The organism is Arenimonas sp. (assembly GCF_035721105.1).
Classification (GTDB): Bacteria; Pseudomonadota; Gammaproteobacteria; order Xanthomonadales; family Xanthomonadaceae; genus Arenimonas.
On sequence record NZ_DASTNG010000067.1, the window covers coordinates 19,537 to 30,717 of the forward strand.

Sequence of the window (11,181 nt, forward strand, 5' to 3'; positions counted from 1 at the left end):
CTTCCTCAGGCGGCCAGGGATCGCGCCGAGAGTTCGGCGACTTCGTGGGTGGTGCCGAAACGGCCCTTCTCGTCCCGCGTCACCTGCGCCAGCGCGAACTCGTGGTCGTGGGTGAAATAGAGGTGCACGTTGCGGGCGAGCTTGTCCTCGAGGAAGGCGCGCTTCTCGTCGATCACCATCTCGGGGAAGCGGTCGTAGCCCATCGTGATCGGCACGTGCACCCAGTGCCGGCCCGGGATCAGGTCGGCGCAGAACACCAGGCCGCCGTGCGGCTGCCCGTTGGCGTCCGCTGCGCCGACGATCTCGGCCAGCAGCAGGCCGGGCGTGTGGCCCTGGCTGAGGTGGAAACGCACGCTGTCGCCCAGTGCGCGGCAGTGCGGGCCGTCGACCAGTTCGAGCCGGCCGCTGGCTTCCAGCAACGGCGCCAGCGCCGGGATGAAGCTGGCGCGGTCGCGCGAATGCGGGTCCACCGCGCGCTGCCAGTGCTCGGCGCCGACCACGAAGGTGGCGTTCGGGAACAGCAGCGAGGGCGCCTCGCCTTCCTTCCACGGCGCCAGCAGGCCGCCGGCGTGGTCGAAGTGCAGGTGGCTGAGCACCACCACGTCGATGTCCTCGTGCCTGAACCCGGCCTTGGCCAGCGACTCAAGCAGCACGTGCTGCGATTCCACCACGCCGTAGCGCTCGCGCATCTTCGGCTCGAAGAACGCGCCGATGCCGGTCTCGAACAGCACCGTCTTGCCGTTGAGCGGGCTGGCCAGCAGCGCGCGGCAGGCCAGCGGAATGCGGTTGTGCTCGTCCGGCTGCACCCACTTGGCCCACATCGCACGCGGCGCGTTGCCGAACATCGCGCCGCCATCGAGGCGCTGCGAATTACCCATGATCGACCAAAGCTTCATATCCCTACTCCTTGCCCTCTCCCGGTAGGAGCGCCTTCAGGCGCGAAGTCCTTCGGCGAAAAGATTCGCGCCTGAAGGCGCTCCTACAGGGGTCAGCGGTAGATGGCGGACTCGTCGGAGGAACTGCCCTTGCCCACGCCTTTCCAGCGCGGATCGGTGCCGGCCTCGACTTCGCCGGTGTCGCGGCGCCACAGCACCACCTGCATGTTGCCCCAGCTGCGGTCGCCGACCTGCACGTCGTGGCCGCGTGCCTTGAGCGCTTCGATCTCGGCGGCGGTGAAGGCCTCCGGTTCGGCCGACAGCTGGTCCGGCAGGTACTGGTGGTGGTAGCGCGGCGCATCGGCCGCGGCCTGCGCGCCCTCGCCGTCCATCAGCTCGAACAGGCCCAGCAGCACCATGGTGACGATGCGGCTGCCGCCCGGCGTGCCGAGCACGGCCACGCGGTCCTGGCCGATCAGGAAGGTCGGCGTCATCGACGACAGCGGGCGCTTGCCCGGCGCGATCGCGTTGGCGTCCTCGCCGACCAGGCCGAAGGCGTTGGGCACGCCCGGCTTCACCGAGAAGTCGTCCATCTCGTTGTTGAGCAGGAAGCCGGTGCCCGGCACCACGACCGCGTTGCCGTAGGGCAGGTTCACGGTCTGGGTGACGGCGGCGAGGTTGCCCTCGGCGTCGATGATCGAGAAATGCGTGGTGTCGGGCCGCGCCGGCGACACCGTGACGCCCGGCAGCATGTCGCTGGGCGTGGCGCGGTCGGGATTGATGCCGGCGCGCAGGCCCGCGGCGTAGTCCTTGCCCACCAGCAGCGGCACCGGCACCTGCACGAAGTCCGGGTCGCCCAGGTAGATCGCGCGGTCGCGGTAGGCGCGGCGCATCGCTTCCACCACCAGGTGGGTGCGCGGCACCTTGGCCAGGGCCGGATAGTCGTAGCCGTCGAGGATGTTGAGGATGGTGGCGATGGCGACGCCGCCCGAGGACGGCGGCGGCGCGGTGACGATCTCGACGCCGCGGTGGCGGATGCGGATCGGCGCGCGTTCGACCACGCGGTATTCCTCGAGGTCGCGCGCGGTCCACAGGCCGCCGGCCTTGCGCACGCCGGCCACCAGCCGGCGCCCGTTGGCGCCGCGGTAGAAGCCGTCGGCGCCGTCGCGGGCGATCGCCTCGAGCATGCGCGCGTAGTCTTCGTTGCGCATCAGCGTGCCCTGCGCCGGCACCTGGCCGTCGCGCAGGAACAGCCGCGCGGCGGCGGCATTGGCGGCCAGCGCGTCGCGCCGGTAGCCCATCATCGCGGCGTTCTTGGGGCCGAACTTCCAGCCCTCGCGGGCCAGGCGGATGGCCGGCGCCAGCGACTCGGACAGCGGCAGCCGGCCGTAGCGCTTGGCCAGGTGGTCCAGGCCCGCGGGCAGGCCCGGGATGCCGGCGGCCAGCGCGCCGTCCACCGACAGTCGGCGGTTGGCGTTGCCTTCGGCGTCCAGGAACATGTCGCGGGTGGCGGCAAAGGGCGCGCGCTCGCGCGCATCCACGAACACGTCGCGGTCGTCGCCGGCCACGTGCAGCAGCATGAAGCCGCCGCCGCCCAGGCCCGAGCTTTCCGGCTCGACCAGGCCCAGCGTGGCGCTGACCGCGATGGCGGCGTCGAAGGCATTGCCGCCCTTGGCCAGCACTTCCATGCCGGCGTCGGTGGCGTAGGCATTGGCGCTGGCGATGGCGGCCTGGCGCGGCTTGGCCGCCGGCGCGTCGGCCAGGGCCAGCGCGGGGGCCAGGAGCAGGCCAAGAAGGAAGGCTCGGATCACGCGGCGGACTCCTGCTGCAGGTTCAGCAATTTGGCGAGCAGCTGCTCGTGGGATTCGGGATGGGCCGGGTCGGGGTCGATGCATTCGACCGGGCAGACGACGACGCACTGCGGCTCGTCGTGGTGGCCGACGCACTCGGTGCAGCGGCGCGGGTCGATCACGTAGATCGTTTCACCCTGGCTGATGGCATCGTTCGGGCAGGCCGGCGCGCAGACGTCGCAGTTGATGCACAGCTGGTTGATCAGCAGGGACATGGCATTCCACGCGCGTCCCGGCCAGGGGCCGGGACGCGCGCCGTTGGCTTACTTCGATTCGACGAAGACGTAGGTGGCGCCCGCGGCCTCGACCACCGGCTTGACCCGCTCGCTGTCGGCCTGGGTGCCGATGAAGAGCACGATCGAGCCCTTGAGCGCGGTCGGCTCGGCGTCGGCGAACGCCGTGGTGATCAGGTCGGCCATCTTGGCGCTGTCGGGCGAACCGAAGGCCAGCATGTTGCCCGGCAGCACGGTGCGCAGCACGACGGCGGTGACGTTCTCGAGCTGGCGGGCGTACTGGGTCCGGCCGTCCTGGTCGGATTCGGTCAGGGTGTCGCTGTTGGCCGGCAGGTAGTACGGGAAGATGCGGTCGGTCACGCCGGCCTGGTTCTGGGCCACGACCTTGCCCAGGTATTCCTTCCAGGCCATGTCGTCGCCGTCGGTCGGGGCGACCAGGGCGGCCGGGGCCGGCGCGGCCTCTTCTTCCTTCTGGCAGCCGGCGAGGACGGTGAGCGAGAGCAGCAGGGCAAGCGGAGCAAGGATGCGGTTCATGGTGATGCCTCTTCTTTGAGTGGGTCTCTAGGGACGCTTCCAACGGGCCGACAGGGCCTTGGCGACGGCCGGGTGCACGAACCCGGACACGTCGCCGCCCAGGCGCGCGACTTCACGCACCAGGCTGGACGAGATGAAGCTGTGTTGCTCGGCCGGCGTCAGGAACAGGGTCTCGACGTCGGGGATCAGGTGCCGGTTCATGCTGGCGAGCTGGAATTCGTACTCGAAGTCCGACACCGCGCGCAGGCCGCGCAGCAGCACGCCGGCGCCGATTTCGTGCACGAAGTGGGCCAGCAGCGAGTTGAAGCCGGCGACCTCGACGTTGGCGAATTCGGACAGGGCCAGCCGCGCCAGTTCGACCCGCTCGGCCAGCGGCAGGGCCGGGCCCTTGCCGGGGCTCTCGGCCACGCCGACGATGACCCGGTCGAACAGCGACGAGGCCCGGGCGACCAGGTCGATGTGGCCGTTGGTGATCGGATCGAAGGTGCCGGGGTACAGCGCGACACGGTTTCGGGCCAGGCTCATTCCGGGGTTTCGCCCTTCGGATTGGAATCGTCGGCAAGTGTAGCAGCGGATGCTTGGCCGGGGCCGTTCCCGCGCTGGAACAGCGCGAAGCGCACGTCGCGGGTATTCCCTTCCCGGTGCAGGCGCCAGCCCTCCGGCACCGTTGGCGACGTTTTCAGCGGACTTTCGAGGTAGATCCACGCTCCCGGCGCCAGCCAGGGCCCCAGCCGGTCCAGCGCCGGCTGCCACAGGGCGGCGTCGAAGGGCGGGTCCAGGAATACCAGGTCGAAGGCCTCGGTCGGCACCCGCTGCAGCCAGGCCAGGGCGTCGGCGGCCTCGACCCGGGCCACGTCCACCTTCAGGCGCGCGGCGTTGGCGCGCAGGGCTTCGGCCAGGCCCGGGTCGCGTTCGACCATCAGCACCCGGGCGGCGCCTCGGGACGCCGCCTCGAAGCCCAGCGCCCCGGTGCCGGCGAACAGGTCCAGCACCCGGGCCCCGGGCGTGACGGCCTGCAGCCAGTTGAACAGGGTCTCGCGCACCCGGTCGCTGCTGGGGCGCAGGCCGGGGCGGTCGGCCACGGCCAGCTTCGAGCCGCGCAGGTGGCCGGCGATGATGCGGACGGAGCCAGGCGGGCGCAGGTTCATCGGGGAGTCCGGGGGCCGGGTGGTAACATCCGCGCATTGTCCGCGAAAGCAGCGCGATGTTCGATTTCCTGAAGAAAAAAACCGACAAGCCCGAGCCGGCCAAGCCCGCCGAGGCGCCCGCGCGCGCCGGCTTCAGCCCGGAGGACCTGGCCCGCGCCTTCACCGTGCACCAGGAGGAAAAGCAGGCCCGGCTCGAGGCCGAACGCGCCGAGGGCCGCGAGGCCATGCGCGGCACCCTGGGCGGCACGCTGTTCGCGCGCAGCCTGGGCGGGCTGTTCTCGCGCAACCCCAGGCTCGACGAAGACCTGCTGGACGAGATCGAGACCGCGCTGATCACGGCCGACGTCGGCGTCACCGCCACCCGCGAGATCGTCGAGCGCATGCGCAAGCACATGAAGGCCCGCGACTTCGCCGACGCCCGGGCCCTGCTGACCGCGCTGCGCAACGACCTGCTGGCCATGCTCAAGCCGGTGGCCAAGCCGCTGGAGATCGACCCGGCCGCCAAGCCCTTCGTCATCCTCACCATCGGCGTGAACGGCGTTGGCAAGACCACCACGATCGGCAAGCTGGCGCGCCGCTTCCAGCTCGATGGCCACACGCTGATGCTGGCCGCGGGCGACACCTTCCGCGCCGCCGCGGTCGAGCAGCTCAAGATCTGGGGCGAGCGCAACAACGTCACCGTCATCGCCCAAGGCCAGGACGCCGACCCGGCCTCGGTCGCCTTCGACGGCCTGCAGGCGGCCAAGGCGCGCGGCGCCGACATCCTGATCGCCGACACCGCCGGCCGCCTGCACACGCAGCAGGGCCTGATGGCCGAGCTTGGGAAGATCCGCCGCGTGCTGGGCAAGGTGGACGCGCGCGCGCCGCATGAAGTGCTGCTGGTAATCGACGGCACCACCGGCCAGAACGCGCTGAACCAGCTGCGCCAGTTCCACGCCGCGGTCTCCGTGACCGGCCTGGTGGTGACCAAGCTCGACGGCACCGCCAAGGGCGGCGTGATCTTCGCGCTGGCGCGCGAGTTCGGCATCCCGATCCGCTTCATCGGCCTGGGCGAGAAGCCCGAGGACCTGCGCGTCTTCGACCCCGAGGGCTTCGTCGACGCGCTGCTGCCCGGCACGCTCGGGAACTGATGGCGGACGCGAAGCGCAAGCGACGCTGGCCGTGGGTCCTGGCGGTGTTCGCCGTCCTGGCGGGCGTGGCCGCGTTCTGGGTCGACCGCCAGCTGGAGCCGACCCGACTCACCGCTACCGTGCTGGCCCGCGCCGGCGACGCCCTGGGCCTGGAATTCAGCATCGACGGCACGCCCGAGTACGCGCTGCGGCCCGAGCCCCGGCTGGTGCTGCCCGGACTGAAGGTGCGCCAGCCCGGCGCCGCCGCGCCCTGGATCCTGCGCGCCGAGCGCGCCGAAGTTTCGCTGCCCTGGGACACGCTGACCGGCGGAGACGCGCTGGTGATAACGCGCGTCGAACTGCAGCGGCCCGAGCTCGACCTCGGCGCGCTGGCCACCTGGCAGGCTTCGCGCCCGGCAAGCACCGGGCCGTTCGAACTGCCGACCTTCACCCAAGGCGTCGTGATCACCGAGGGCCGCGTTTCCGGGCAGGACTGGTCCGTGGAATCGCTGGCGCTGGCGGTGCCGGCGCTGGTGCCCGGGGCGCCGGCCGAAGCCGAGCTTTCCGGCCGGTTCCTGCAGTCCGATCGCGAGCTGGTCTTCGCCGGACGGCTCGATGCCGACCGCGCCGGGCTCGATCCCGTGCTGCACCTCGACGCCAGCGGGCGCCTGCGCAGCGGCGAAGTCGACGTGCCCTGGTCGCTGGCCCTGGATGCCGCGCTCGACGCGCGCACCCCGCCCACCCGGCTGGCGATTGCGTCGGTGGACTGGCGCTCGGAATCGCCCTTGCCCGATCTTTCGGCCAGCGGCCGGCTGGACCTCGGCGACACGCTCGTGCTCCAGCTCGAAGGCGAACTCCCGCGCTGGCCGGCCGGCTGGCCGGCACTGCCCGAGCCCATGGCTTCCGCGACCTCGCCGCTCGGCTTCACGCTGGCCTACGACGGCGCCACGGACCTGACCGCACCGCTGGACCTTGGCCTGCGCCGCGACGACACCCGGCTGGACACGCGCCTGGTGCTGCCCGACCTGCTGGCCTGGCTGGAGGCCGACACCGCGACCCCGCTGCCGCCGCTGAACGGCGAACTGTCGACGCCCCGCCTGGTGGTCGGCGGCGCCACGCTCGAGGGCCTGCGCATCACGCTCGAGGACGAATCCGCCGAGGCCGCCACCGCCGAGCCCGAAGACACGGCGACCAGCGATGACTGACTTCGCCGCCCGGCTGCTGCACTGGTTCGATCGCGACGGCCGCCACGACCTGCCCTGGCAGCATCCGCGCACGCCCTACCGCGTCTGGCTGTCGGAAATCATGCTGCAGCAGACCCAGGTGCAGACGGTGATTCCTTACTACCTGCGCTTCCTGGACGAAATGCCCACCCTGCCCGACCTCGCCGCCGCCGACGGCGACCGCGTGCTGGCGCTGTGGGCGGGCCTGGGCTACTACGCCCGCGCCCGCAACCTGCACAAGGCCGCGCGCGTCTGCGTCGAGAAGCACGACGGCGACCTGCCGCGCGACTTCGACGCCATGGCCGCCCTGCCCGGCATCGGCCGCAGCACCGCCGGCGCGATCCTGGCGCAGGCGCACGGCGACCGCCACGCCATCCTCGACGGCAACGTGAAGCGCACGCTGGCGCGCTTCCACGGCATCGAAGGCTGGCCGGGCAGCGGCCCGGTGGAAAAGAAACTGTGGGCGCTGGCCGAAACCCATTTGCCCGACGCGCGCCTGGCCGACTACACCCAGGCGATCATGGATTTCGGCGCCACGCTGTGCACGCGTCACGACCCGGCCTGCGTGCTGTGCCCGCTGCAGTACGACTGCGTGGCCCGCCGCGAGGGCCGCGTCGAGCAGCTGCCCGAAGCCAAGCCCGGCAAGCCCCTGCCCGAGCGCCGCACCCTGATGCTGCTGCTGCGCGACACCCGCGGCCAGGTGCTGCTGGCGCGCCGGCCGGATACCGGCGTGTGGTCGGGCATGTGGTCGCTGCCGGAAGCAGGCGACCCTGACGAGGCGCGCGATTTCCTGCGCCCGCACGCGGTGGACTACGACGCCGCCGAACGGCTGCCGCTGATCGAACACACCTTCAGCCACTACCGCCTGCACATCGCACCGATGAGCTGGCGCCTGGCCGACGCCCCGCCCGCGACCGCCGACGATGCCGGCCTGCGCTGGCAGCCCGTCGACCGCCTGCACGAGGTGGGCCTGCCCGCCCCCGTCAAGAAACTACTGGGAAGCCTGACGCCATGAGCCGCACCGTCTTCTGCGAAAAACTCCAGCGCGACTGCGAGGGCCTGGCCTTCGTGCCCTGGCCCGGCGCGCTGGGCAAGCGCGTGTTCGAACACATCGGCCGCGAGGCCTGGCAGCAGTGGCTGGCGCACCAGACCATGCTGATCAACGAGAACCGACTCTCGCCCATGAACCCCAAGGACCGGGCGCTCCTGGAGACCGAGATGGAGAAGTTCCTGTTCGCCGGCGGCGCCGAGAAGCCCGCGGGTTACGTGCCGCCGGAGGCCTGAGCCGCCTCGGCGGCGCGGAAGGCCGGCACGTCGAGTTCGCGCAGCGAGGTGATGCGGCAGCGCACGTCGTTCTTCGAGATCACGTAGCCGTTGTCAACGTTGATCGAATCGGACTGGGTTTCGATGGTCACCGCGAAGCCCCAGTCCAGCCCGGGACAGGGCTTGCCGTTGCGAAGCTCGAGCAGCCAGGCCTTGGACAGGCTTTCCCAGACCAGCACGTGGCTCTCGTCGAGCACTTCGCTGCGATGGATCGGGCGCAGGAAGCGCACGCGCTGGACCGGCTCGCCGGCGTGCGCCGTGGCCAGGGCCAGGCGCTCGGCCTGCCCGGACGGCGGGGCCTCGGCCGCCGCGGTGGCCGCCAGCGCGGCCAACAGGATGAAGGCAGTGGTTCGCAGGGACATGGCCAGGACTCCCGTGGAAATCGCCAGATTCGGCACTTCCCACCCTACACCCGGGCGCGCGAAGGCGGCATGCGCGCCGGCCGGGCGTTCATCGCCTGGCAAGGCCAGCCCCGGCTTGCCTCGCCCGCCCGGCTTCCGATAGAATCTCGCGCTCGCCCCGGCCCGGCCGGACCCGCGAGAAAGCCAGCACCCTGGCCGAGTAGCTCAGTTGGTAGAGCAGGGGATTGAAAATCCCCGTGTCGGCGGTTCAATTCCGTCCTCGGCCACCATATTCTTCAAGCACTTACGAAAGCCGCACGAGTTGCGGCTTTTGTTTGTGTGTCAAAAACGTGCCATCGATGCGGCTGGCCGCGCCCCGCAGGTGATCGGCCGCCAAATGCGCGTACCGAAGCACCATTTCGTAGCTCGCCCACCCTCCCAGCTCCATCAGCTCTTGCAGCGGCGTGCCGTTCTGGACGTGCCAGGACGCCCAGGTGTGCCGCAGATCGTGCCAACGAAAGCCGGGGTCGAGACCCGCCCTTTCCACCGCTTGCTTCCATGCCCTGGTCGAACACCGGGCGACGGGCTGGCCTTGGTAGGCGAACACGTACTCCCGATGCCCTCCCAGACGCCGACGCAGTACGTCGAGCGCGTCCTCGTTCAATGGAACGCCAATGGCCCTGCCGGCCTTGGCCTCGTCTGGATGGATCCACGCCACACGACGGCTCATGTCCACCTGGTCCCACCGCAGGTAAGACACGTTGCGCTGCCGGAGCCCCGTCGTGAGTGCGAGCTGCGCCATTTCCCGAAGATGGGGCGGCAACTCCGTGAGAAGTCGCCGCGCCTCGTCCGGGGAAAGGAAGCAAATGCGCTTCTTCGGTTCCCGGTAGAGCCGGACCTTGGGAATGTGATCCACCCACTCCCAATCGTCCTTTGCCCGTCGCAAGATCGAACGCACCAGGGCGAGGGTTCGATTGGCGGTGGAAGGACTGGATTGCGCCGCCTTCTTCTCGCCAATCTTCTCGACCACCTCCCGTGTCACCTGACTCAACATCAGATGCCCCAGGAAGGGATGCAGCCAACGCAAGTTGGCCACATCCTTGTCGTGCGATCGCTTGTGGCTGGTTTCCTTCACCCACCTCACAGCAGCGTCCTGCCAGCTGCGATCAGGCTTCACGCCTAGCCGCTGCTCTTCCCAGTACCGGACCTTCAATCGGTCGAGGTATTCCTGGGCAGCGGTTTGGTCGGAAGTCCCAGCAGAGCGGCGTATTCTTTCGCCGTTCGGCGTGGTGAAGCTGACCCACCAGACGTCACCCCGTTTTGATAGCCCCATGAAGATTTCTCCTCGTTGGAGCCACTTAACGGCGCTTGCCTGTGGGCAGCGTAAAGCTGACCGAGATACGCAGCAAGATCTTCCTCCAGGAAGACCCAGCGCTTGCCCGGTTTCGCGGCCTTGAGGCGGCCTTGGCGGGCGTGCAAGCGCAGCACAGCGGGGGACATGCGCAGCCATGCGGCGGCTTCGTGCAGGTCGAGCGGGCGCATGGCTTAGTCCTCTTCATGGTCTTTGATCCGCACGTTGTACCGGCGCGCCTTGGCGCGTGCCTTGCGGTCCAGGTACTGGGCCAGGTGCCGCGCTTCTGCCGCTTCCGGGCCGTCGTGGTAGACCTTCAAGGCTTGGAGGAACTCGCCCAAGCCGTGATCGAGCTGGGTGATGCCCTCGCGGGCCATAAAGGACGTCAGCCCCCACAGGCCCGCCTTGAAGATGGCGTCATCGCCCGGGGCGCGTGTCTTGGTCACCCGGACCAGGGGCGAGGCTTCAGGCGGCACATCGAACACCCCCGCCAGCGCCTCCCAAAGAGGGTGAACCGGCCAGCGGGTGCGGGTGTCATCCGAGTCCGAAGGAATCGCCAGCCGCAGCCACTCGGTGGTCAAGTAGCGCCACAGCAGACCCAACAACGGTACCGCGTCCAAGGCCGGGCCCTTGAGCTCGTCCGGCAGACCTTCCCGGCGAACCTGGAACTCCATGCGCCAGACCGTCTGCCCCTCCTCCCAGCCCTGGGCGGCCCACAGCGGCTTGAGATAGTCCTTGCCCGACTTCAAAAGCTCCCGCGTCTTGTCGTAGAGCCTCGCGCTGACCTCGTTCCCGGCTCCGAACGCCATTCCAGTTACATAGTCCCGGTCCTCATGGATATCCCGCTTCCTGCACCGCTTTACCCAGTGGTCTCCAGGGAGGGAGGTGAAGTCCAAGTCAGTCGTGAAGTCCACGAACAAGTCGATGCGGCTCAGCGTCCCCGGACCAGAAACTTCGCCAAACTCGGGGATCAGGCCATCCAGGACGGCCAAGGCTTCTTCGGTCCCCACGGCGGTCAGGTACTCGCTTCGCACCTGGACGTGCGCCAAGGGTAGTGACCTGCGTACGGATCTTGTAGCCAATCAGCCAGTGAGTCCGGGGTGGATATTATCTGCCTCGAGCCAGGCCCGTCGAACGGTGGCCGGGGCCTTGTAGCCGTGGGCGCTGTGTGGCCGCTGCTCGTTGTAGAACTGC

The 11,181-nt window shown here is 69.7% G+C and carries 14 protein-coding genes and 1 tRNA gene; 5 read left to right on the forward strand and 10 right to left on the reverse strand.

Annotated features, from left to right (window positions below):
* Positions 1-5: 5 nt before the first annotated feature.
* The 6 genes from VFQ84_RS11090 to rsmD all read right to left on the reverse strand — a co-directional run bounded on the left by VFQ84_RS11090 (position 6) and on the right by rsmD (position 4,640).
* Positions 6-896, reverse strand: a complete 891-nt coding sequence (locus VFQ84_RS11090; protein WP_325131692.1) for an MBL fold metallo-hydrolase — start codon at positions 894-896, stop codon at positions 6-8.
* A gap of 92 nt (positions 897-988) precedes the next feature.
* Complete coding sequence (gene ggt, locus VFQ84_RS11095) at positions 989-2,686, reverse strand: gamma-glutamyltransferase (protein WP_325131693.1); 1,698 nt, start codon at positions 2,684-2,686, stop codon at positions 989-991.
* Complete coding sequence (locus VFQ84_RS11100; protein WP_034210384.1) at positions 2,683-2,940, reverse strand: YfhL family 4Fe-4S dicluster ferredoxin; 258 nt, start codon at positions 2,938-2,940, stop codon at positions 2,683-2,685. Before VFQ84_RS11100 ends, ggt begins: the two co-directional genes overlap by 4 nt.
* A 48-nt stretch (positions 2,941-2,988) precedes the next feature.
* Complete coding sequence (locus VFQ84_RS11105) at positions 2,989-3,492, reverse strand: hypothetical protein (protein WP_325131694.1); 504 nt, start codon at positions 3,490-3,492, stop codon at positions 2,989-2,991.
* 27 nt (positions 3,493-3,519) lie between these two features.
* On the reverse strand, positions 3,520-4,017 hold the full coding sequence (gene coaD / locus VFQ84_RS11110; RefSeq protein WP_325131695.1) for a pantetheine-phosphate adenylyltransferase: 498 nt from the start codon (positions 4,015-4,017) through the stop codon (positions 3,520-3,522).
* The gene (gene rsmD, locus VFQ84_RS11115) at positions 4,014-4,640 is read right to left on the reverse strand and encodes a 16S rRNA (guanine(966)-N(2))-methyltransferase RsmD (protein WP_325131696.1); all 627 of its coding nucleotides are present in this window, start codon (positions 4,638-4,640) and stop codon (positions 4,014-4,016) included. Before rsmD ends, coaD begins: the two co-directional genes overlap by 4 nt.
* Positions 4,641-4,696: 56 nt before the next feature.
* On the opposite strand from rsmD, the gene ftsY reads away from it, so the two are divergent.
* Genes ftsY through VFQ84_RS11135 form a run of 4 tightly spaced genes read left to right on the forward strand, consistent with a single transcriptional unit; the run spans position 4,697 to position 8,256 of the window.
* Positions 4,697-5,770: a signal recognition particle-docking protein FtsY gene (gene ftsY, locus VFQ84_RS11120; protein ID WP_325131697.1), complete on the forward strand. Its 1,074-nt coding sequence runs from the start codon at positions 4,697-4,699 to the stop codon at positions 5,768-5,770.
* On the forward strand, positions 5,770-6,954 hold the full coding sequence (locus tag VFQ84_RS11125) for a hypothetical protein (RefSeq protein ID WP_325131698.1): 1,185 nt from the start codon (positions 5,770-5,772) through the stop codon (positions 6,952-6,954). Before ftsY ends, VFQ84_RS11125 begins: the two co-directional genes overlap by 1 nt.
* Positions 6,947-7,987 carry an A/G-specific adenine glycosylase gene (gene mutY / locus VFQ84_RS11130; RefSeq protein WP_325131699.1) on the forward strand — a complete coding sequence of 347 codons (1,041 nt, stop codon included), beginning with the start codon at positions 6,947-6,949 and terminating at the stop codon, positions 7,985-7,987. Before VFQ84_RS11125 ends, mutY begins: the two co-directional genes overlap by 8 nt.
* Entirely contained in the window at positions 7,984-8,256 is a 273-nt protein-coding gene (locus VFQ84_RS11135) for an oxidative damage protection protein (protein WP_325131700.1), read from the forward strand. The genes mutY and VFQ84_RS11135 overlap by 4 nt, the downstream gene beginning before the upstream one ends.
* Here VFQ84_RS11135 and VFQ84_RS11140 read toward each other — a convergent pair.
* Positions 8,235-8,657 (reverse strand): DUF6491 family protein, encoded by a 423-nt coding sequence (locus VFQ84_RS11140; RefSeq protein ID WP_325131701.1) that lies wholly within the window; start codon positions 8,655-8,657, stop codon positions 8,235-8,237. The genes VFQ84_RS11135 and VFQ84_RS11140 overlap by 22 nt on opposite strands.
* 193 nt (positions 8,658-8,850) lie before the next feature.
* Here VFQ84_RS11140 and VFQ84_RS11145 point away from each other — a divergent pair.
* Positions 8,851-8,926: transfer RNA gene (locus tag VFQ84_RS11145), tRNA-Phe, on the forward strand.
* 14 nt (positions 8,927-8,940) lie between these two features.
* Here the strand turns inward: VFQ84_RS11145 and VFQ84_RS11150 are convergent.
* Genes VFQ84_RS11150 through VFQ84_RS11160 form a run of 3 tightly spaced genes read right to left on the reverse strand, consistent with a single transcriptional unit; the run spans position 8,941 to position 11,036 of the window.
* Positions 8,941-9,849 carry a site-specific integrase gene (locus VFQ84_RS11150; RefSeq protein WP_325131702.1) on the reverse strand — a complete coding sequence of 303 codons (909 nt, stop codon included), beginning with the start codon at positions 9,847-9,849 and terminating at the stop codon, positions 8,941-8,943.
* Positions 9,846-10,178, reverse strand: a complete 333-nt coding sequence (locus VFQ84_RS11155; protein WP_325131703.1) for a helix-turn-helix domain-containing protein — start codon at positions 10,176-10,178, stop codon at positions 9,846-9,848. Before VFQ84_RS11155 ends, VFQ84_RS11150 begins: the two co-directional genes overlap by 4 nt.
* A 3-nt stretch (positions 10,179-10,181) precedes the next feature.
* On the reverse strand, positions 10,182-11,036 hold the full coding sequence (locus tag VFQ84_RS11160; RefSeq protein ID WP_325131704.1) for a hypothetical protein: 855 nt from the start codon (positions 11,034-11,036) through the stop codon (positions 10,182-10,184).
* Positions 11,037-11,181: the final 145 nt, after the last annotated feature.